The organism is Streptomyces abyssalis, assembly GCF_001751365.1.
GTDB classification, from domain to species: Bacteria; Actinomycetota; Actinomycetes; order Streptomycetales; family Streptomycetaceae; genus Streptomyces; species Streptomyces abyssalis.
The window spans coordinates 238,436-259,811 of sequence record NZ_LJGT01000040.1; the positions used below are offsets into that span (position 1 = coordinate 238,436).

A 21,376-nucleotide genomic window follows, 5' to 3' on the forward strand; every position below is an offset into this window, starting at 1 on the left:
GGCGTCTGCTTCAGTTCCCGGACGTCAGTTCCCGGACATCAGGTCCCGCAGATGGTCCCGTACGGCCGGAAGCAGCGCGGGCAGCTCCGGCACCTCCGGATACCAGCGCTTCTCGTACTCCCAGCACAGCCACCCGCGGGACGGGTCCGAGTGCGCGCCCCCGGCGCTTCCGCTCGTGCCGACGGCCGCGATGGGGTCCTTCGTGTCGCCCGCGTGCGTCAGGAGCTTCACCACCTCGCGCAGCGGCAGCACGCCTTCACCGGGCGGCAGGGGAGTGGTGTCGTCGGCGGAGGCGATGTCCTTGACCTGCACATAGCCGAGGAACGGTGCGAGGAGACGCTGGCTGGTGCCGGGCTCCTCGCCGGCGCGCCAGGTGTGCATGACGTCCCACAGCGCGCCCGTCGAGGCATGGCCGACGGCGGCGAGCACGCGTGCGGCGTCCTCACCGGTGCTGTGCGAGTCGTGCGTCTCCAGCAGCAGCCGCACGCCCAGGTCGGCGGCGAGGGGCGCGAGGGCGGCCAGCCTGCGGGCGGCCGTGGCGTCGCTCTCCTCGCGGCTGCTGTCGCCGCCGCCGGGGAAGACCCGTACGAAGGGCGCGCCCAAGTCACGTGCCAGTTCGAGGAGTTCCTGGACGTCCGTGAGGACGGCGTCGTCGTCGCCCGGGGCGGCGACCTTGGCGTATCCCGCGACGGCGAGGATCTCCACCCCCGCCGCCTTGAACTCCTCGACCACGTCCACCCGCTCGGCGAGGGTCAGCCCCGGATGCACGGGCTCCTCCGGGTGGGCCCGCAGCTCCAGGCCCTCGAAGCCGGAGTCGGCGGCGAGACGTACGGCTTCGGGGACGGGGAGACCAGGGATGCCGAGGGTGGAGAAGGCGAGTCGCATGAGCACAGCGGATCAGATGCCCCTGTGCTCGTACAAGCTCCGGGCGTCAACTGGTCGTCTGTGCCCCCGCCCGCAGTGTGAGCGGGCGGCCGTGCAGCTCACACCGCCGGTGCCGATTCCGTACCGGCCGCGGTGCCCGTGGGTCTCAGGCGCGGCGTCCCGACGGGGGTGCCGTCGAGCCGCGCGCCATCAGCTCGGTGCGTACGGTCGCGACCCCGCCGGGGGGCGGCGTCTCGCGGCCGAGGGCCAGCCGGCCGGCGCGGGCGCCCGCGTCGTGCAGGGGGATGCGGACGGTGGTGAGCGTCGGTGAGGCGTCCGCGCTGAAGGGCAGGTCGTCGAAGCCCGCCACGGAGACGTCCTCGGGGATGCGCAGGCCCTGGTCGCGCAGTGCGGCGCAGATGCCGAGCGCGACGGTGTCGTTCGCGGCGAGCACGGCGGTCAGGTCCGGGACGCGGCGCAGCAGTTCGAGAGCGCCGTCGTAGCCGGAGGAGCGGTCGTAGGCCCCTCCGTGGACGGTGAACTGCTCGGCCTGGGCGAGGAGTTCGGGCGCACCGGCCCGGAGGGCGAGCCGGTGGCCCTCCAGGCGGTCCCGTGTGGTGGTGCGGTCGGCCGGACCGGTCACATAGCCGATGCTGCGGTGGCCGAGGGAGAGCAGATGCTCGGTGAGGCGGCGGCTGCCGCCGCGGTTGTCGAAGGCGATCGTGACTATGCCGTCCCCGGGGGCCGGAGCCGGCTCTCCCTCGTCCGGCGGCGTCCGAGCCGCTTCCCGGCCGTGAGCCCGCTCCGGGTCCTGCTCCTGCCCCTGCCCCTGTCCGTGGTCCTGCCCCCGCTCCCGGGCCTCCTGGGACTCCTGCCCCTCCTTCTGCCCGGGCGGCGCGAGCGGAGGCCGCCCGCACAGCACGATGCGCGTGCCCCCCGCCGCGAGGCGGCGCAGCCGGGTGGCGAGTGCGGCACCGTGTTTCTCGTCCTCCACGCCGCTGCCCGTCAGGACGACGGCGGCCGCGCGCTGGCGCTGAAGGTGCGTGAGGTAGGTCAGTTCGCTCTCGGTGGAGCCGCCGGTGTTGCACACGACGGCGAGCTTCTGGCCGCCGCTGCCACCCTGGACGCCGGTGCCCATCTCGCCCTGCACCGCGCTGGCGATGATGCCGAAGAACGGGTCGGCGATGTCGTTGACGAGGACGCCGACCAGATCGGAGGTGGCTGCGGCGAGGGCGCTGGCCGGGCCGTTGACGACGTACTGGAGCTCCTCGACCGCACGCATCACCCGTGTACGGGTGGCGCCCGCGACCGGGTAATTGCCGCTCAGTACGCGCGAGACGGTCGCTGCCGAGACCCCTGCTCGCGTCGCCACGTCGGCCAGAGTCACTGCCATCCAGTCCTCCGTTGTCCACAGTTCTCGAATTGCCTTGGGCGATCGCCGCATCCGGACGCCCGTCCGGTGGTGCAGGAGCGCAGAAGTGCAGCGCACACGGTCACAGCCCTCCCCAGCGGTGCCCGGGCGCGCCCATGTTCTCACCCCGCGTGTTCTCTTGTGTGCGCAACCGGCTCCCCGGTCTTTTTCGGAACGGGAGACTCCGGCTGAGGAGTGCACGGGTCTTGTCCCGTCCTATCAAGCACCTCTAGTGTGCCCGTTCAGCAAGCGCTTTCTATTGGTGGATGGAGCCCCTGCTGTATGCCCTCAGAGCGAACTCCCCTGCGTGCCGCCGTCGTCGGAACCGGCGGAATCGTCAGCGGAAGCCATCTGCCGGCGCTGCGTGAGCAGTCAGGCCGTGTACGGCTCGTCGGCGCAGTCGACGTCGACGAGGGCCGCCTCGCGGACTTCCTCGGCGAGGCCGGGGACGGGGTGAGCGGCTACCCCGGGCTGACGGAGATGCTGGCCGCGGAGGAGCCCGACCTCGTCCTGATCGGGACGCCGCCGGCCTTCCATGCCGAGCAGGCCGTCGCCTCGCTGCGTGCCGGGGCGTGGGTGCTGTGCGAGAAGCCGCTGTGCCTCTCGCTCGCCGAGTACGACACCATCGCGGAGGCGGAGGGGGACGGCACCGGCGGCCCGTACGCGTCCGTCGTCTTCCAGCACCGCTACGGCTCCGGCGCCCTGCACGCCCGCGAACTCCTGCGCGCCGGCGAGCTGGGAACGCCGCTCGTCGCGCACTGCCAGACCACCTGGCACCGGGACGCCGGCTACTACTCCGTTCCGTGGCGCGGCCGCTGGGAGACCGAGGGCGGCGGACCGACCATGGGTCACGGCATCCACCAGATGGATCTGCTGCTGCATCTGCTGGGTGAGTGGAGCGAGATCCGTGCCATGGCGGGGCGGCTCGTGCACGACGTGGAGAGCGAGGACGTCTCGACGGCCCTCGTCCGGTTCGAGAGCGGAGCCATGGCCACCGTCGTCAACAGCGTGCTGAGCCCGGACGAGGTCAGCCGCATACGCATCGACTGCACCGACGCCACAGTGGAGTTGACGCACCTGTACGGGTACGGCAACGACGACTGGGCCTACACCCCCGCCCCGCACGCACGCGAGCAGCAGGAACGCACATCGCACTGGCACACTCCCGCGGCCGACGTGCCCAGCTCGCACAAAGCCCAGCTCGACGGCTTCCTCGACGCCATGGAGAAGGGCGAACGGCCCCCGGGCAGCGGCCGCGACGCCCGCCGCACTCTCGAATTCCTCGCCGCGCTCTACAAGTCGGCGTTCACGGGGGCTCCCGTACACCAGGGTGAGATCGCGGCGCAGGACCCCTTCTACCGCGCCATGCACGGCAATCACCCCGACTGGGCACCGAAGGAGCAGCGTTGAACGCCCCCACTCCCCTCACCGTCACGCACACGCACGGCGAACGCGTCACCGTCACCGCGGCAGGCACCGAGCTGATGGCGTACGTCTACGCCCCGGACCCGGTGGCCTTCGAGTCCCGCAAGCCGTACGTGCATCCGCTGCGGACGCTCGCCGGCAGCCCGGTCTCCGGCTACCGGCCCAACGACCACCGCTGGCACAAGGGCCTGCAGATGACCGCAAGCCACTTGTCGGGACAGAACTTCTGGGGCGGCAACTCCTATGTGCACGGCGAGGGTTACCTGCCTCTCCACGACCGCGTCGGCTCCATGCGGCACGACGGCTTCGACTCCTTCGAAGTGGCGGGCGACAGGCTGGACTTCACCGAACTGCTCACCTGGGTCGAGAACGGCGGCGAGGAGTGGGCGCACGAGCGGCGCTCCGTGGCGCTCCACTCGGCCGACGAGCACAGCGGCACCTACGCGGTCGACTGGTCCATCGAGCTGACCAACATCCGCGGCGAACCACTGCACTTCGGCTCGCCGACGACGCACGGCCGTGAGATGGCCGGCTACACGGGACTGCACTGGCGCGGGCCGCGCGACTTCACCGGCGGCCAGGTGCTCTCACCGGCCGGGCCGAGCACCGACGAGGAAATGATGGGCCGGTCCGCCGAGGACCACCCCTGGATCGGCTTCGTCGGGGAACACGACGGCACGGACGCCCACTCGACCCTCGTCTTCGCGCACGCGCCGGGCAACGCGGAGTCGGTGCACGCGTCCCACTGGTTCGTGCGCTCCGAGCCCGTGCCGACAGTCGCCTTCTCCTGGGCATTCTTTGAGGAGTTCGCGCTGCCGCCGGGCGACTCCTTCGCGTACGGCTACCGCGTGCTGGTCGCGGACGGCGCCCTGGACGCGGACGGTATCGAGCGGCGGCTGAAGGCGACCCCGTGGTGACCGGCCGGGAGAGACCCGCCCGGCGGTCCGGACCCTGAACGCCGAGTTCGAAGGAGAGAGCACGTGGACGCTCAACTGCCGGGCGGGATCGGCCTGTCGCACATCAGCGCCTACGACTGGGAGGCCGCCGACGGCGTCTGCGGCGGCAGCCCGCACATCCACCTGGCCTGCACCGAGGCGTACGTCGTCACGGCAGGCGAGGGCTCGGTCCAGACGCTGACCGTCGAGGACGGTTTCACCGAGACGCCGCTGGAGCCGGGTGTCATCGCCTGGTTCACGCCGGGGACGGTGCACCGGATGACCCGCGGGCGGGAAGAGGACGGCAGCGGCGGCGGTCTGCGGGTGACGGTGCTCATGCAGAACAGCGGCCTGCCGGAGGCCGGCGACGCGGTGTTCACCTTTCCGCCCGAGGTGCTGGCCGACCCCGAGGCGTACGCCGCCGCGTCGGGGCTGCCCGCCAAGGAGGGCCCCGAGGCGGACCGTGCGGCGCGCGAGCGGCGCGACCTCGCGGTCGAGGGCTATCTGCGGCTGAGAGACGCGCTGAAGGACGGCGACGCGGAGCCATTGCACGCCTTCCACCGGGCGGCCGCACGCCTCGTCGCCCCCAGACTGGCCGCCTGGCAGCCGCGTTGGCGGGACGGCGCGCTCGCCGCCGCGGAACGCACCGGCCGGCATCTCGCCGCGCTGGCGGACGGCGACCCGTCCCATCTGGCGGCCGCCCGTGCCCGTTCGGCGGAGCCCACGCGCCGCGGCGGCTACGGGATGTGCGGACGCCGCGACGAGTACGAACTGCCGGGCACCACGCTCCCGTATCACGGCGAATAGTCCTCGCCGGGCGCCGGCGCGGGACAGCTCCGGCCGGTGCCCGGCGCCGGCGTCACCGGCGTACCGAAAGCAGCACGGAAAGGTCACCCTCCATGCCCCGACCCAGGACAAGGGCGTCCTGCGCGGCAGCCGTCGCGATCGCCCTGTGCGCGACGCTCACCGGGTGCGGTGGCGGAGCCTCCGCCACCGCCGACGGCAAGGTCACCCTCCGCTTCACCTGGTGGGGCAACACCGACCGCGCCGCACGCACCGAGAAGGCCGTCGCAGCATTCGAACGCGCCCACCCGGGCATCGACGTCCAGACCTCCTACTCCACCTACGACTCCTACAAGCAGAAGCTCGCCACCCAGGCCGCGGGCGACGACGTACCCGACCTGATCCAGCTCGACTACCGGCAGATCAGCCAGTACGCGGGCTCGGGTGTGATGCTCGACCTCGCCGAGCAGCGCAAGGCCCTCCCCACCGGCGAGATGGATCCGAAGCTGCTGAAGACCGGCCAGGTCGGTGGCCGCCAGTACGCACTGCCGATGGGCGTCGGCACCCAGACCGTCGCCTACGACAAGGCGGCATGGCGTGCGGCCGGGGTGATTCAGCCCCAGGCCGGCTGGAGTTGGCAGGACTGGGTGAAGGCGCTGCGCCAGGTGAAGGAGCACCGCGGCACGTACGCCATGACGGACCCCGGAGCGGCGGAGGACCAGTTCGAGATCTGGCTGCGCGGCCGGGGAAAGCAGCTCTACGGCAAGGACGGCCAGGTCGCCTTCAGCGCCGGGGATCTGGCGCGCTGGTGGACCTTCACCTCCAAGCTCCGCAAGGAGGGGCTGGTCAGCCCCGCCACCGACACCACGCAGATGTCCGGATCGGTGGAGGACACGCCGATGGGGCGCAAGCTGTCCGTCGCGGAGTTCAACTGGGACGCGCCCTCCGCCGGTTACGAGGCGATGTACGGCGACCGGCTCGCCATCGCCCCGACGCCGACGGGCGAGGACGGCACGTTCGGTCAGTACTACAAGCCGTCGATGCTGCTCGGCATCTCGGCCGGAAGTGAACACCCCCGTGAGGCGGCGCAGTTCATCGACTTTCTGCTCAACTCCGACAAGGCCGCCGACATCCTCGGCGTCGACCGCGGCACCCCGGTGAACAGCAGGCAGCGCAGCCGGGTGCTCTCCTCCGTGACGGGCTTCCAGAAGCAGGTGGCGAGGCTGCAGACATCCCTGCGGGGCAAGCTCGATCCCCCGCCGGCGGCGCCGCCCCGGGGCGACAACGGACTGCAGTCGACCTTCCAACGCGACTACGACCAGGTCTCCTTCGAGAAGCTGACACCGCGCGAGGCGGCCGAGAACTTCCTCACCGAGGCACGAGCGGAGCTGAGGCCGTGATGGCGAACACATCCACCGCCCGGGCCACTTCGGCCCCGGCCTCCGAGGCTGCCCCGTCAGGGGCGCAGCGTGCGGGCGGCACCGGCGGGCGCCGCCCGTACGGGCAGGGCCGCCCGCCCGTACGCGAACGGCAGGGCGCCGCCTGGGTGTTCCTCTCCCCGTGGGTGCTGGGCGCGACAGTGCTCACCCTCCTGCCCATGGCCGTCTCGCTCTACCTGTCCTTCACCGACTACAACCTCTTCGACCCGCCCTCATGGGTCGGCCTGCGCAACTACACGCAGATGTTCACCGAGGACGCGCGCCTTTACCGCTCCGTCGGGAACACCCTGCTGTACGTGTTCATCGCCGTGCCCCTGCAGCTGGCGCTCGCCCTCGCGGCCGCCCTCGCCCTGAAGTCGATGCGGCGCGGCAGGTCCTTCTACCGGTCGGCCTTCTACGCACCCTCGCTGCTCGGCGCGTCCATGAGCATCGCGCTGGTCTGGCGGGCGATATTCAACGACGGCGGCACGGTCGACAATCTGCTCTCCGGCGTCGGCGTCCACATCGGCGGCTGGGTGAACCAGCCCGGCTGGGCGCTGCTGAGCGTCGCGCTGCTGACCGTCTGGCAGTTCGGGGCGCCCATGGTCATCTTCCTCGCCGGGCTCCAGCAGATCCCGCAGGAGATGTACGAGGCGGCCGCCGTGGACGGGGCAGGCCCATGGCGGAAGTTCGCCTCGATCACCCTGCCGATGCTCTCCCCGGTGCTCTTCTTCAACCTGGTGCTGCAGACCATCCAGGCCTTCCAGGTCTTCACGCCCGCCTTCGCCATCAGTTCGGGGCGCGGCGGACCGGCCGACTCCACGCTCTTCTACACCCTCTACCTCTACGAACGGGGCTTCACCTCCTCACACATGGGCTACGCCTCGGCGATGGCGTGGATGCTGCTGCTGGCCATCGGCATCGTCACGGCGGTGCTGTTCCGTACGTCCAAGTCCTGGGTCTTCTACGCGAACGAGGAGGGCGGCTGATGTCCGTCACCGTCCTGAGCAGTCACCACGGCCGCCGCCGGGCCGACCGGTCGCACATCGCACTCCACATCGGCGCGCTCGCCGTACTCGCCGTGCTGCTCTACCCGTTGGCCTGGCTGGTCGCCACGTCCTTCAAGCCGGCGGACGAAGTGCTCGCCAGCCTCGCCCTGTTGCCCTCCCGGCTGGCCACCGAGAACTACGGAACGGCGGCCGAGGGCATCGAAGGCGTCACGCTGCTCCAGCTGTTCGGCAACTCGCTGACGATCTCCCTCGGTGCCGTGCTCGGCAACGTGCTCAGCTGCTCGCTCGCCGCCTACGCCTTCGCCCGGCTCCGCTTCACCATGCGGGGGCCGCTGTTCGCGTTCATGATCGCCACGATCATGCTGCCGCATCACGCTGTGCTGATTCCGCAGTACATCGTCTTCAACCAGCTCGGGATGGTGAACACGTTCTGGCCGATGGTGCTGCCGAAGTTCCTGGCCACCGACGCCTTCTTCGTCTTCCTCATCGTCCAGTTCATGCGCGGGCTGCCGCGCGAGCTGGACGAAGCAGCCAAGATCGACGGCTGCGGCCCGTTCCGCATCTTCGCCCGTGTCGTTCTTCCGCTGACCAGGCCGGCGCTGATCACCACCGCGATCTTCACCTTCATCTGGACCTGGAACGACTTCTTCACCCAGCTGATCTACCTCTTCGAGCCGGACAAGTACACACTCACACTGGCGCTGCGCACCTTCGTGGACACCTCCAGCCAGTCCGCGTACGGGCCGATGTTCGCGATGTCGGTCTTCGCGCTGCTGCCCATCGTGCTGTTCTTCCTGGCCTTCCAGCGGCTGCTCGTCGAAGGCATGGCCAACTCCGGACTGAAAGGCTGACCGGCGATGAGCACTTCGCGGACACAGCGGGAACGCGGCGACCTGTTCGGGGCGCGCTTCGAGCTCTTCGCCGACATCCTCGCCGTCGGACTCGCGGTGTCCGTCGCCGCTCTGCCGGCGGTCACGTTCCCGGCCGCGCTGTCCACCGCGTGCACGCTGCTCAGGCGCCGCCGCCTGTACGACGAACCGTGCACGGCCGGACGCTACTACGCGGCGCTGCGCAGGCGGCTGGCCCGCCCCGGCGAATGGGCTGCGGGGGCGGCAGCGCTCCTGTTCGCCGTCCTGGTGGCCGCCGACGCCTCTCTCGCCACCGTGGGCCTGCCCGGTGCGGAGCCCTTCGCGCTGATCCTGGCGGTGGTGGCGGCAGCGGCGGCGGTGACCGGCCTGCGCGCGTGCGCGCTGCCCCCGTACGCGGGCCCGGGCGGTTGGATCCCTGCCGTGCGGGCCGGAGCCGCCCGCACCGTGCGGGACCTCCCCGGCAGCGGTCTGATCGTGCTGGCCCTGTGCACCGCGGGCGTGTGCGCGTGGGCCCTGCCGCCGGTGCTCCTCCTGCTGCCCGGACCGCTCGCTCTGGCCCTGACCGCCGTCGAGCTGCGGTGGGAGCAGAGCGGTGGGCAGAGTGAGCCGGGCGGTCCGGAAGCACGCCCGCCCTGGATGTCCCGATAGGCGCCCCCTTGTGGTGCCCCCCAGGAAAGCGGCAAGCTTTTTCGGTTAGAAAGCGCTTGCTGCGCAAGTTGCCACCATTGTGCGGACCTGAAGGAGACGACCCTCGTGACACGCAGAACCGTGCGCATCGCCATGAACGGCGTGACCGGACGCATGGGATACCGCCAGCATCTCGTCCGCTCCATCCTCGCCATCCGCGAGCAGGGCGGCATCGACCTCGGTGACGGCAGCGCGCTGTGGCCCGAGCCCGTGCTCGTCGGCCGCCGGGACTTCGCCCTCAAGTCGATCGCCGAGCGGCACGGACTGGACGAGTGGACCACGGACCTCGACGCCGTGCTCACGGACGGAAGCATCGACGTCTACTTCGACTCCCAGGTCACCTCCGCCCGGGAGGACGCACTGCGCAAGGCGATCGCCGCCGGCAAGCACATCTACACGGAGAAGCCCACCGCCACCGGCCTCGACGGCGCCCTCGCCCTCGCACGGCTCGCGCACGCCGAGGGCGTCAAGCACGGCGTCGTGCAGGACAAGCTCTTCCTGCCGGGGCTGCTCAAGCTCAAACGACTCGTCGACGGCGGCTTCTTCGGGCGGATCCTGTCGGTGCGCGGCGAGTTCGGCTACTGGGTCTTCGAAGGCGACTGGCAGGAGGCCCAGCGCCCCTCCTGGAACTACCGCTCCGAGGACGGCGGCGGCATCGTCGTCGACATGTTCCCGCACTGGGAGTACGTGCTGCACGGGCTCTTCGGCAAGGTCAACTCCGTACAGGCGCACGCCGCGACGCACATCCCCCGCCGCTGGGACGAGCAGGGACGCGGGTACGAGGCGACGGCCGACGACTCCGCGTACGGCATCTTCGAGCTGGAGGGCGGCGTCGTCGCACAGATCAACTCCTCCTGGGCGGTGCGCGTCAACCGCGACGAACTCGTCGAGTTCCAGGTCGACGGCACGGAGGGCTCGGCCGTCGCCGGGCTGCGCCGCTGCCGCGCACAGCACAGGTCGGGCACGCCCAAGCCCGTATGGAATCCGGACCTGCCCGCCACCGAGTCGTTCCGGGAGCAGTGGCAGGAGGTCCCGGACAACGGGGAGTTCGACAACGGCTTCAAGGCGCAGTGGGAGCTCTTCCTGCGCCACGTCGCGCTCGGCACGCCCTACGACTGGGACCTGCTGGCGGGCGCGCGCGGAGTGCAGCTCGCCGAACTCGGCCTGCGCTCCTCGGCGGAGGGCCGGCGGCTGCCCGTCCCGGAGCTGTCGCTTTGATGCCCCGGTCAGGCCGTACCTGCTGCTGCGAGGGAGGGACGCTGTGATCCGACTGCCCGACGAGAGCGGGGCGTTGCGCGCGTACGAGCCGAGGGCCGAGCCGGCGGACGCCGTCGTACGGGTGGAGGCCGGTGCCTCCGCCCGTGCCGGCGCCGCTCCCGCCTCGCGTACGGTCTTCGCCGCGGCGCACGTCGTCGCCGACCGGTTCAAGGAAGGGGCGGGGGCGGACGGACCGGCCGCCCTGGACTGGGACGCCACACTCGCCTTCCGGCGCCATCTGTGGTCGCACGGCCTGTGCGTGGCCGAGGCCATGGACACGGCGCAGCGCGGCATGGGCCTGGACTGGTCCGTCGCCGCCGAACTCACCCGGCGCTCCGCGGCCGAGGCACGAGCCGTGGGCGGACGCGTCGCCTGCGGCGTCGGCACGGACCAACTGCCGCCCGGTGCTTCGGACTTGGCGAGCGTCCGTGGCGCGTACGAGGAACAGTCCGAGGTGGTGGAGAAGGCCGGCGGGCAAGCGATCGTCATGGCCTCGCGGGCCCTCGCCGCCACGGCCCGTGGCCCCGAGGACTACCTGGAGGTGTACGGGCATCTGCTGCGCCAGGCCCGCGAGCCCGTCATCCTGCACTGGCTCGGGCCGATGTTCGATCCGGCGCTGGAGGGCTACTGGGGCAGCACCGACCTCGACGCCGCCACCGCCACCTTCCTGAGGATCATCGACGGGAACCCCGGCAAGGTCGACGGCGTGAAGGTCTCCCTGCTGGACGCGGGCCGTGAGGTGGCGCTGCGCCGCCGTCTGCCGGAGGGCGTGCGCTGCTACACGGGCGACGACTTCAACTACCCGGAGCTGATCGCGGGAGACGGCGGGGACGCGGACGGCGAAGGGGCCTTCAGCGGCGAACGGGCCTTCAGCCACGCCCTGTTGGGCATCTTCGACCCGCTGGCGCCGCTCGCCGCCGACGCCGTACGCCTTCTCGACGCAGGTGACCGCGACGGTTTCCGCGCGGCACTCGATCCCACCGTGGCGCTCTCCCGGCACCTCTTCCAGGCGCCGACGCGCTTCTACAAGACGGGCGTCGTGTTCCTGGCGTGGCTCGCCGGCCACCAGGACCACTTCGTCATGGTCGGCGGCATGCAGTCGGCGCGCACCCTGCCGCACCTCGCGCGCGCCTACGAACTCGCCGACACGCTCGGTCTGTTCCCCGACCCGGGCCTCGCCGAAGCGCGCATGCGGCGGCTGCTCGACGTACAGGGGGTGGAGGCGTGAGGGCCCCCGGCGGCAGGCTGGCGCGCCTCTCCGTCAACCAGCAGACCGTCAAGCAGCTTCCGCTCCCCGAACTGGCCGGCGCCTGCGCCAAGTTCGGCATCGCACACGTGGGGCTGTGGCGCGGCCCCGTCCAGGAGTACGGCCCGGAGGCGGCCGCCCGGCTCGTACGGGACGCGGGGCTGAACGTCACCTCGCTGTGCCGGGGCGGCTTTCTCACGGCGTCCGACGCAGCCGCCCGCCGGCGGGCCCTGGACGACAACCGCACGGCCGTGGACGAGGCCGCGACGCTCGGCACGGGAACGCTCGTTCTCGTCTCCGGCGGCCTGCCTGAGGGCAGCCGCGACCTGCGGGGCGCCCGCGAGCGGATCGCGGACGCGCTCGCCGAACTGGCCCCGTACGCGGGCGAGCGCGGCGTGCGCCTGGCGGTCGAACCGCTGCACCCCATGTTCGCCTCCGACCGCTGCGTGGTCTCCACGCTGGGGCAGGCGCTGGACCTGGCCGAACGCTTCCCGCCGGAGCAGGTGGGGGTCGTCGTCGACACGTACCACGTGTGGTGGGACGACCGGGCGCCGGAAGAGATAGCGCGGGCGGGCGCGGGCGGACGGCTGGCGTCCTTCCAGCTCGCGGACTGGATCACGCCGCTCCCCGAGGGCGTACTGCTTGGCCGCGGCCAGCTCGGCGACGGCGCCGTCGACCTGCGCGGCTTCCGCGAACTGGTCGACGCCACGGGCTACGACGCACCCATCGAGGTGGAGATCTTCAACCCCGGCCTGTGGGCGCGCGACGGCGTCGAGGTCCTGGCGGAGACGGCTGACCGCTTCGTGCGGCACGTCCTGCCGGCAGGGCTGCCGGAGGCCTGAGGGGCGGCCGGAAGCAACCTGAGGAAGAAATTCCGGATCGGGCGCAACCGTTCCGGGGTGTTGTGGGTCTTACCTGGTGCTTGAGGCCTCTTGGGGGGATGCAGGAGGCCGAGGGGGGCACAGGGGCCCGGCCGTTGGAGCACGGCAGCCGGGCCCCTCGAAATCCGCCCTTCGCTTCCCGTTACCGGCCGGCGCGGGCGTACGAGACGAACTCCGTCCACGCGGCGGCGGTGAACGCGAGCCGTGGGCCGCGGGTGTTCTTGGAGTCCCGGATGTGGACGGTGCCGGGTGTGGCTGCGGCTTCGACGCAGTCGTTGTCGTTGCTGCCGCTGTAGCTGCTCTTGATCCATGTCAGCGTGGAGCCGTCCGGGACAGAGGGCTTCAGGGTCATGTCTCACCAAGCACTTTCTCGATGAAGGCCAGCGACTCCCGTGGGCTGAGAGCCTGAGCCCGGATGATTCCATACCGCAGCTCCAGCACCTGAGCCTGTTTCGGGTCACACATGAGGTGCGTCGTCAGCTGTGCTGCCGAATAGCCGACCGTCGACCCGTCCTTGAGCTTCAGCACCTGCAGCTCACCCCCCATCCCCGCGTGATCCTCCCGGTCGGTCGGTATGACCTGGATCTCCACGTGCCGCAACCGGCCGATCTGCAACAGGTGCTGGAGCTGTCGCCGAAGCACCTCCCTGCCCCCGATGGGCCGTCGCAGCGTGACCTCTTCCTGTACGAACGTGAGCGTGGGCAGAAGGGGAGTCCTGGCGATGATCTCCTGCCGGGCCATGCGGGCGGCCAGATACCGCTCAAGGTCGTCTTCGCCGTACGTGGGCCGGCGCATCCGGAACAGCGCCCGCGCGTACTCCTCGGTCTGCAGCAGCCCGTGGATGTTGTGGTTGCCGTACGCCCCCAACTCCACCGACTCGGCTTCCAGCCGGGCGAGGTCCCGCACCTTCTTCGGGTACCGGGCCTCGGCCACGTCACCCTTCATGGCCGCCAACTTGCCGCAGGCGTCCAGCACTTGATCCGCGGAGTCCAGGAACTCCGGCCTGGGTACGCGCCTTCCGCGCTCGACCGAGGAGACGTGGTCCTCCCCGTACCCGATGGCCGTGCCCAGTTCGGCTTGTGTCAGCCCGGCAGCCGCATCATTCACCTCGGATGCTGTCTGTTCCTCCCCAGTCGCAGACATAGCGGTTGTTATCCTTGTCGAAATCAACGGGAATGTCGATTCCTCGAATTCCAGCGTTCTCCCGAAGCCAGCCGATCATGGCCAGTGCTGACGCTTCCTCCTGATAATCAGTAAGAAGCGGAATTTCGAGATCGTGCACTGTTACCAGCGTGCTGCGGGCGTCAAGCTCTGCGATCGTCAACTGCGTTGCAACGAGTGATAGGTCATATGTGATCCACTCCCTCTCTGTTGCGGGAAAGGTAGCAGTGAATCGGATCCAGACATCTTTGTCCTGGACCCGTTCTCCTTCCGCAGGGGAGTCGTCCACAATTGAGAGCTCTGCGGTAAGGCGCACGATCATCCCCCATGCGCCAACACGCTTCTTGTATTCGTAGATGGCGGGTGACACTTGTTCGCCCATCGTAAATTCCGGTTGCGCTCTTCGCTGCTTCTTCAATCCACGGAGTCCGCACTGATTCTTCTTCGAATGAGCTCGGGGAGAGGATACGGTACTTCGAGAGGAAGTCTTTCTTCTGCCTTCGCCACATGCCCCAGGCGCGCAGAGGAATGGATCTCATGGACCATCTCAGTGATATCGGTAATAGAGACGATCCAATTCTCTACGTACCGCTTTACAGCTTCCCCGGAGAGCCCTATCTGGATGGCCCTGACGTCCAAGGGTTTGAGATCGAGCGACCGGTCGGGATCCCATTGCACGCGAACCGGGGACTCGCTGACCATGGCTTGCCAGTCTTCCCTGCTTTCGTGCAAGTCAGGGCAGAAATGACTGAGAGTCGAGCGTGAAAGAGCCCATTCAAGGCCTTCTCGCGTAATATCGATCGCTAGAACACGTTCCTGTCCAGGCTTCGTCGCCCACCCCGAGCGGTACATCATCCATAGGAATGAGGGCTTGATCCATGTCATCCGCTCCCTCTTGAAAGGGGGTACGAACGTGCCGGCGGCAACTGCTCGCTCGGAAATCTCCTTTGTGTATGCCTGGTAAACGCGGATTGTGGAGGCGTCGTAGCGCCCCCGCAATGTACGTTTCGACGGAACAGCTGATGCCTCAGTGTTCATTGTCATCTTTCTGCGTACTGGATTCTTCAAGCCATGATTCAAGCTGGCGAATCTCCGGTCCGACGACCCGTCGTGCCCCAGCGGTGTATGCCAACCAGCGAAGGTCGTCACAGCCGAAGAAATCCTCGCCCCAACTGTCCACCCAGAGGTGAACGTCGCCGTCGGAAGTGGGTGTCATGTCCCACCAAGACCATCCTCGGGAATCTTCGTCGGGACAGAATCGATACAGCCAGTCCTGGAGCGGCCACGGTCCGCTCACAATATTGGCGAGGTACTGATCTCGTCCACGACGGGCAGCCAGTGGCGCATTCTCCGGGTTCGAACTGATTTCTACAAACCAGCCTGGTACCTCTTGGATGGGTAGATCTTCGCCATCGAATTCCTCTGTGGTGCCCAGACGCAAGGCCACTTCCAGGACCGATGTCAGTCCGTCCTTGAAGTGGAGCAGACCTTCTTGCAGTTCCACAGTGAACACGGAAAGCACGGGTGGAGCGGACGCTGAGGCTGGATCGGCTCCTTCCCGGAGGCGCATGAGCTCCATGCGGACACTGTCAACGTCGTGAATCATGTAGTGCTCTCTCAACCTTCTTGTATTACGCGACCGGAGCCGGGGACGATATTTTCTCGGAGCCCCCCGAGTAGCTTATCGGATATGCCGTAGAGGTCCGGTCCCTTGCTTGGGTCAGAAATCTCCGGATACTCCCTCAGCAGCTGTTTCCATTCGGGTTTGCTGAAGGAATCTCCATCTGGGTGGTCGGCGCGGTCTTGTGGGAGCGCGGCATCCCGTACGGCGTCACGGTATTCTCGGCTCACGTCGAAGGCGACGATCTGGCCGCCATCGCCACGGAATTCTGTGGTGTGGCTGATGTCGCCGCTCATGTTGAGGTACAGCTTTCCCTTTCCACTGATCACCACCTCGCCGTTCTCGCCGATGTGCACACGCTGGCTCAGCGGGTGGTTGGTCTGCTTGCGGTAGACCGTCACCGTTTCACATGAGGCCAGGCCCAGTGGGTCTATCCAGTTGCGTGGGTTCTGTACGTATGTAGACGGGTTGGGGGCCGGCGCGAGACCGAGGGGGTCCGGCGTGGTGTAGCGGGCGGTCTCGGGATCGTAGTGGCGGAAATGGTTGTAGTGGAGCGCGGTTTCGGGGTCGGCGTACTGGCCGGGGAATCGGAGGGGCGTGTAGGCAGTGGCGTTGCGGTTCCAGGTAGTGGTGCCCCAGAGGGTGGTGCGGGTGTGCCAGGCGATGTCGCCTTGCTCGTCGACGAGTTCGGTGGGTGTGCCGACGAGGTCGGTGACGATGGCGAAGAACCTGGAGTCGACCTCGCCTTGGGTGAGGGGTTTGCGCTCGTATTGGGTGAGTGGGCGGTGTCCTTCGTGGTCCCAGGTAAGGGTGACGCCGGTGGCGGTGTCTGACTGTTCGGCGAGTCGCGTGCCGTCCCAAGTGAAGTAGACGGCTTCAACGGGTGAACCGTTGTCGTCGAGGCGGTACTTGGCGGTGCGGCGGCCAATGGGGTCGTACGTGTAGCTCCAGCGCGTGCCGTCAGGTGTGGTGCACGCGGTGAGCCGGTTCTCAGGGTCCCATTCGTAGTGCCACGTGTCTGGCTTCCGCGACACCCGCTTCTTCTGGCGTGTGGTCATGCGTCCCGCGGCGTCGTGCTCGTATCGCACACTGCCGGCGGAGACGATGCGCGTGCCCTGGTAGGTGCGTTCGCCGCGGGCGGCGGCGTGACCAGCTTCCTCGGGCCAGGCCGCCGCGGTTTGGTTGCCGGCTTGGTCATAGGCGTAGGACTCCGACCAGCCGTCGGCCGTGACCGTCAGTGGTCGGCCAATGGCGTCGAGGTCCATCTGCTGGCTGAGCCCGGTGACCTCCTCGGTGATGGAGGTGAGGTAGCTGTCGGGGCGGTAGGCATACGAACGGGCGCGTCGAGTACGGGTGTTGGTGACCAGATCCTGATGGGTGAGGCGGCCCAGAGGGTCCCATACGGATGTCAGGGTGACCGTATCGCCGAAGGTGCGTTCCAGCTCGCGCCCGTTCGCGTCGTGGGTGAAGTCGATCCGATGCGCATCGGCGGAAAGGGAGGTGCGGTTCCCGGCCTCGTCGTAGGCGAACCTTGTGACTGCGCCCGTAGGAGTGGTGCGAGAGGAGCGACGTCCTAGTTCGTCATAAGCAAACAGGGTCCTGCGGCCATCGACGGCTTCGGACAACAGCCGCCCGGTGATGTCCCACTCGAAGTCGAGTGTGGAGTCCGGCGACGCTGCGTGGGTGATCCGGTCCCCGGCATCGTGCTCGTACCGGGTGACGTGCCCTGCTGCGTTCTTGGCGGTGACGCGACCGAGAGCGTCGTGCTCGTAGCGGATGGTGTGGCCGAGCGGTGTGGTCCGGGACTCCAGCCTTCCTGTGACGTCGTGGACGTAGCTGACTTCGCGGTTGTCGAAGTCGGACTCTGCACAGAGATTGCCGGCCCGATCGTAGGCGTAATCCCAGGTCAGGCCGTACGGGTTCGTGACCTGGGTGAGACGCAGCTCGGTGTCATAGGCGAAGTTGTATGTCACCCCGTCCGGCGTGGTCCGTGAAACCAACTGGTCGAAGTGGGTGTATTGGAAGTGGCTTTCACCGCCATTGGGGTCGGTTTGAGTAACGCAGTTGCCTTCCCCGTCCCATTCCCACGTCCTTTCAGAACCTTCGGCAGCCAAGCGGCGGGAGGGCTTGCCCTCGACGGTCCATTCCAGCCGTGTGGTCACCCCGACTGCATCAGTGACTGTGACAGGTCGTCCGAAGGGGTCACGGGCGCATGAGGTCCCACCCCCGACCGGGTCGGTGAGGGCGAGGGGGAGTCCTGCGGGATTGTTGGCGATGCGGGTCTGTCCGCCGAGTGCATCGGTGATGGTGGCGACTGCACCTGTGGAGTCATGGGTGTAGCAAGTCCTTGTCCGGTCAGGGGCAAGGACGGTGCTGCAGTTGCCGCGCCCGTCGAACTCCTGCCGCCAGACCGCGCCGTCCGGGAGCGTGATCTCCACCGGAAGGTGCATGCCGTTGTAGACGGTCGAGGTCGTCGTGCCGTCGGGGCGGTGGACCGCGAGGAGGTCGACGTGGTTGTCGGACCAGTCGAAGCGGGTGGTGTGGCCCAGGGCGTCCGTGCGGGAGAGGAGGTTGTCGTGGCGGTCCCATTCGCTGTGGACCGTGTTGCCCAGCGGGTCGGTCTCGGCGATGACCTGGCCGAGGTAGTTGAGGTGGTATGTGGTGACCGCGCCGAGGGAGTCGGTGTAGCGGGTGATGCGCTCGGCGGTGTCGTACTCCAGCTGTGAGGAGAGATATCCCTCCGGGCCGACCGTACGCGTCACGCGGCCCCGCTCGTCGTAGACGAACTGGTAGGTGGAGTCGTTGCGGTCGGTCCAGGAGGTGATGCGGTGGTCGGCGTCGTAGCCGAAGACCATGGGCAGGCCGGATGAGTTGACGATGTGCGTCAGGTTCCGGGCGTCGTCGTAGGCGTAGGACTTGACCTCGACCGGGCCGTCCGGGGTGCGGAGGGCGATCGAGGCGACCAGGCCGTCCTCCGTCGCGACCTCGACGTGGTAGCCGCCGTCGTGGCGGATGGCGGTAGGGGTGCCGTCGGGCGCGCGGTCGATGCTGATGCCGTTGCCGTTGCGGTCCTCGACCTCCGCCAGCCACCACAGGCCGGACGTTCCGTCCTCGGGTGGGAGGAAGCGGCGGGTCAGCCCCGTACGGGGGTCGGTGACGGCCAGGTCCCAGCCGCTGGAGCCCTGCACACAGGTCAGGGGGATGCGGTGGCCCTCATACGGGTGGACCTGTTCGCCGATCATGTCCGGGGCGTGGCCGTAACGCAGCGAGGACCCGTCGGTGCGGTGCCACCACAACTCCTTGCCGTCCTCGGCGACTTCGAGGCGCTCGTCGAGCGTGGAGGCCCAGGAGGGTCCGTAGAAGCGGCCGTTGCGGTAGCCGGAGAGGTGGGTGCGTTCCACCACCAGCGGCAGGACGCCGGGGAGGGTGAGGTCGGTCTGGTGCTGGAAGACCTCCCCGGTGGACATGTCGATGGGGTCGCCGCCGAGGCATCTGTCGGACGAGTTGCGGCCCTTGGCCGACAGCTCCGGGGACGGTGGCTTGTTCTTGCCGGGTGCGTTCCTGCCGGCCGGGTTCGGGCCGCCCCGCGATCCGTCCGGGCCCTTGCCGTCGTTGCGGGAGTTGATGCCTTTGAGGTCGTCGACGATGGAGTCTTCGTTGCGTTTGTGGTTCTTGGAGGTGGTGCGGATGGCGCGGGTCATGCCGTCGGATATGTGGTCGCGCAGGGCGGGGCCTGCCTTCTTGGCGGCTTTGACGCCGGAGTCGATGAGGGCGTCGAAGGGGGCGGTGAAGGCGTCCTTGCCGCGGACGCGGCCGTGGCTGGAGTCGGCACGGTCGAGCTTGGACAGGGCGCCGGAGTCCATTTTCGAGCCGAGGCCTGCGAGGCTGGTGGCGGCGGTGTCGTGTTCGTCGTGGTCGACCTTGACCTTGCCGGTCTTGCCGGGGCCGGAGCCGAAACCGGCCGATCCGGGTGCGGAGTTGAGCTGGGTGGCGTCCTTGCCCTTGGGCGGGCCGTCGCCGCCGGGCAGGCCGAGTGCTTCGGAGCCGAGCTCGACGAGGAGGTCGGCGGCCTTGCTCTCCAGCTTGGCCACGACGGGCTCGGTCAGTTTCGCGACGAGCTCCTCGACGATCGCCTCGGAGGCTTCCTTGATGGCGCGGCGGATGGCCTCCCGGCAGGCGGCGCTCGCGGCGGCGCCGCCCAGGGCGGACAGGCCGCCGGTGAAGACGGCGGCGGCCAGCGAGATGCCGACGGCGGCGGCCATGACGCCGAGTTCGATCTCGGCTTTGCGTTTCATTCCTTCGATGAGCCCGGCGATGACGTCCATGGCGTCGGCGAAGGTGCGGGAGACGTCGGCGACGTCCTGGAGGTGTTTGGTCTTGACTTTGCCCCAGTGTGCTTCGAGGGCGTCGGCGGCGGCGCCTTCGCCGGAGGAGAGCAGCCGCTGGATCGCGCGGTGGGCCTCTGCTCCGTGGTCCTCGATGTCGTCGGCGAACTCGCGCAGGCCGGTGGCCATTTCGCGGTAGTCGTCCTCGTCCACGTTCGGGAAACTGATCCCGATGTAGTCCAGGACCTCGTCCGCCCATTCCGGCAGCGTGTAACCCACCGTCAACTCCCCCCGTACACAGGCACGTCGACCTGCCCTGAGTCCCCGTTCGAACAGCAACACCGCAGCAGCCCGGGCGTCCAGTTCGAAACCCCGAACAGTCTAGACAGGCGCAAAGTGCCCCGCACAAGGGGAAGTTCGGACGTGGGGAAAGGCACACACGAGCTGCATGCCCTGGGGCCGGGATGCGGCCCCGGTCAACTGCCGCTGACGCTCCCGGGGCCGCCGCTCCAGCGGACTTCCCCGTCGACCATCGTGTCCGTCGGGGTGAGGCCCAACGCGCGGGCGACCGCGGCCGATGCCGCATGCTCCGGGTGGATGTGGGCGACGAGCGTGTCCACGCCGTGGCCGCGAAGCCACCGCGCCATGGCGAGCGCGCCCTCGCGTGCGTAGCCGTTTCCCTGGTGGTCGCCGCCGACGACCCAGGCGACCTCGGCAGTGAGAGGGCCGGCGGCCGGACGGCGGAGCGTGGCCTGCACGGTGCCGACCAACTGCGCGTCGGACACCCGGCGGAGCATCCAGTTCAGCCATCCCTCGCCCCCGTCAGGCGACCGCCCGGCGCACTGCCGCCGGTAGCGGGCTTCCAACTCCTCGGCCGAGGGAGGCGATCCGCCGGTCCAGGTGTGCAGGCGTACGTCGGCGAGCACCGGGAACGCCTCAGGCGCATGCGAGGCGCGCAGCGGCTCCAGCGCGAGGCGCGCGGTCGTCAGGGCAGTGGCGACGGGCCAAGTGCCCGGCTCCGCCGTCCCGTTCAGGCCGGGCCCGAGCAGGTCCCAGCGGTTCCCGTACGGGTCGCGGAAGACCGCGACCTTCCCGTACGGCTCGTCCCTCGGCGCTTCCTCGAAGACGACCCCGGCCGCCCGCATGCGCGCGTAATCACCGTCGAAGTCCTCGGTGTTGAGGAACCAGCCGACGCGGCCCCCGGTCTGGTCCCCGATGCGGGCGCTCTGCTCGGGCCCGTCGGCCCTGGCGAGCAGCACCCGCGTCTCCCGCGCTCCGCGCGGGGCGACGACCACCCAGCGCTTCCCGCCGTCGCCGTCCTGCTCCACGCGTGTGTCCTCGACGAGTTCGAAGCCGAGGGCGTCCACGTAGAAGGCGACGGCCTCGTCGTAGTCGGGCACGACCACGGTCACCAGTCCGAGATGAGGCATCCGTTGATCCTGCCCGCACCGGGCACCCGGCGCCACCGGGTTACCCGCCCCCC

At 69.1% G+C, this 21,376-nt stretch carries 19 protein-coding genes and 1 pseudogene; 10 read left to right on the top strand and 10 right to left on the bottom strand.

Annotated features, from left to right (window positions below; genetic code table 11):
• Positions 1-24: 24 nt before the first annotated feature.
• Both AN215_RS16015 and AN215_RS16020 read right to left on the bottom strand, forming a co-directional pair.
• The gene (locus tag AN215_RS16015; RefSeq protein WP_070013981.1) at positions 25-885 is read right to left on the bottom strand and encodes a sugar phosphate isomerase/epimerase family protein; all 861 of its coding nucleotides are present in this window, start codon (positions 883-885) and stop codon (positions 25-27) included.
• 145 nt (positions 886-1,030) lie between these two features.
• Positions 1,031-2,257 (bottom strand): LacI family DNA-binding transcriptional regulator, encoded by a 1,227-nt coding sequence (locus AN215_RS16020; RefSeq protein WP_070013661.1) that lies wholly within the window; start codon positions 2,255-2,257, stop codon positions 1,031-1,033.
• Positions 2,258-2,557: 300 nt separating this feature from the next.
• Between AN215_RS16020 and AN215_RS16025 the strand changes: the two genes are divergently transcribed.
• The 10 genes from AN215_RS16025 to AN215_RS16070 all read left to right on the top strand — a co-directional run bounded on the left by AN215_RS16025 (position 2,558) and on the right by AN215_RS16070 (position 12,747).
• Positions 2,558-3,685 (top strand): Gfo/Idh/MocA family protein, encoded by a 1,128-nt coding sequence (locus AN215_RS16025; protein WP_070013662.1) that lies wholly within the window; start codon positions 2,558-2,560, stop codon positions 3,683-3,685.
• Complete coding sequence (locus AN215_RS16030; RefSeq protein WP_070013663.1) at positions 3,682-4,617, top strand: DUF6807 domain-containing protein; 936 nt, start codon at positions 3,682-3,684, stop codon at positions 4,615-4,617. Before AN215_RS16025 ends, AN215_RS16030 begins: the two co-directional genes overlap by 4 nt.
• A 63-nt stretch (positions 4,618-4,680) precedes the next feature.
• Positions 4,681-5,442, top strand: a complete 762-nt coding sequence (locus tag AN215_RS16035; protein ID WP_070013664.1) for a cupin domain-containing protein — start codon at positions 4,681-4,683, stop codon at positions 5,440-5,442.
• Between the two features lie 92 nt (positions 5,443-5,534).
• Positions 5,535-6,818, top strand: a complete 1,284-nt coding sequence (locus AN215_RS16040) for an ABC transporter substrate-binding protein (RefSeq protein ID WP_070013665.1) — start codon at positions 5,535-5,537, stop codon at positions 6,816-6,818.
• Positions 6,818-7,825 carry a carbohydrate ABC transporter permease gene (locus AN215_RS16045; protein WP_079123102.1) on the top strand — a complete coding sequence of 336 codons (1,008 nt, stop codon included), beginning with the start codon at positions 6,818-6,820 and terminating at the stop codon, positions 7,823-7,825. Before AN215_RS16040 ends, AN215_RS16045 begins: the two co-directional genes overlap by 1 nt.
• On the top strand, positions 7,825-8,697 hold the full coding sequence (locus AN215_RS16050; RefSeq protein WP_070013666.1) for a carbohydrate ABC transporter permease: 873 nt from the start codon (positions 7,825-7,827) through the stop codon (positions 8,695-8,697). Before AN215_RS16045 ends, AN215_RS16050 begins: the two co-directional genes overlap by 1 nt.
• Positions 8,698-8,703: 6 nt before the next feature.
• Positions 8,704-9,363 carry a hypothetical protein gene (locus AN215_RS16055; RefSeq protein ID WP_070013667.1) on the top strand — a complete coding sequence of 220 codons (660 nt, stop codon included), beginning with the start codon at positions 8,704-8,706 and terminating at the stop codon, positions 9,361-9,363.
• A 105-nt stretch (positions 9,364-9,468) separates the two neighbouring features.
• The gene (locus AN215_RS16060) at positions 9,469-10,620 is read left to right on the top strand and encodes a Gfo/Idh/MocA family protein (RefSeq protein WP_070013668.1); all 1,152 of its coding nucleotides are present in this window, start codon (positions 9,469-9,471) and stop codon (positions 10,618-10,620) included.
• 43 nt (positions 10,621-10,663) lie between these two features.
• Positions 10,664-11,887, top strand: a complete 1,224-nt coding sequence (locus AN215_RS16065) for a dihydrodipicolinate synthase family protein (protein ID WP_070013669.1) — start codon at positions 10,664-10,666, stop codon at positions 11,885-11,887.
• Positions 11,884-12,747 carry a sugar phosphate isomerase/epimerase family protein gene (locus tag AN215_RS16070; protein WP_070013670.1) on the top strand — a complete coding sequence of 288 codons (864 nt, stop codon included), beginning with the start codon at positions 11,884-11,886 and terminating at the stop codon, positions 12,745-12,747. Before AN215_RS16065 ends, AN215_RS16070 begins: the two co-directional genes overlap by 4 nt.
• A gap of 181 nt (positions 12,748-12,928) precedes the next feature.
• On the opposite strand, the gene AN215_RS16075 is transcribed toward AN215_RS16070, so the two are convergent.
• The 8 genes and pseudogenes from AN215_RS16075 to AN215_RS30410 all read right to left on the bottom strand — a co-directional run.
• Positions 12,929-13,138 (bottom strand): DUF397 domain-containing protein, encoded by a 210-nt coding sequence (locus tag AN215_RS16075; protein ID WP_070013671.1) that lies wholly within the window; start codon positions 13,136-13,138, stop codon positions 12,929-12,931.
• Positions 13,135-13,929, bottom strand: coding sequence for a helix-turn-helix domain-containing protein (locus tag AN215_RS16080; RefSeq protein ID WP_070013672.1), 795 nt, complete (start codon positions 13,927-13,929; stop codon positions 13,135-13,137). The genes AN215_RS16075 and AN215_RS16080 overlap by 4 nt, the downstream gene beginning before the upstream one ends.
• Positions 13,886-14,365, bottom strand: coding sequence for a hypothetical protein (locus AN215_RS29600; RefSeq protein ID WP_139140750.1), 480 nt, complete (start codon positions 14,363-14,365; stop codon positions 13,886-13,888). Before AN215_RS29600 ends, AN215_RS16080 begins: the two co-directional genes overlap by 44 nt.
• Complete coding sequence (locus AN215_RS28690) at positions 14,362-14,985, bottom strand: DUF4291 domain-containing protein (protein WP_079123103.1); 624 nt, start codon at positions 14,983-14,985, stop codon at positions 14,362-14,364. The genes AN215_RS29600 and AN215_RS28690 overlap by 4 nt, the downstream gene beginning before the upstream one ends.
• On the bottom strand, positions 14,975-15,469 hold the full coding sequence (locus AN215_RS28695) for a hypothetical protein (RefSeq protein WP_245694520.1): 495 nt from the start codon (positions 15,467-15,469) through the stop codon (positions 14,975-14,977). Before AN215_RS28695 ends, AN215_RS28690 begins: the two co-directional genes overlap by 11 nt.
• 95 nt (positions 15,470-15,564) lie before the next feature.
• Positions 15,565-20,172, bottom strand: coding sequence for a DUF6531 domain-containing protein (locus AN215_RS16085; protein ID WP_070013673.1), 4,608 nt, complete (start codon positions 20,170-20,172; stop codon positions 15,565-15,567).
• A gap of 197 nt (positions 20,173-20,369) precedes the next feature.
• Positions 20,370-20,942, bottom strand: coding sequence for a GNAT family N-acetyltransferase (locus AN215_RS28700; protein WP_338057934.1), 573 nt, complete (start codon positions 20,940-20,942; stop codon positions 20,370-20,372).
• Positions 20,931-21,323 (bottom strand): annotated as a pseudogene (locus tag AN215_RS30410) (VOC family protein); the annotation flags it as partial. The gene AN215_RS28700 and the pseudogene AN215_RS30410, both read right to left, overlap by 12 nt.
• Positions 21,324-21,376: the final 53 nt, after the last annotated feature.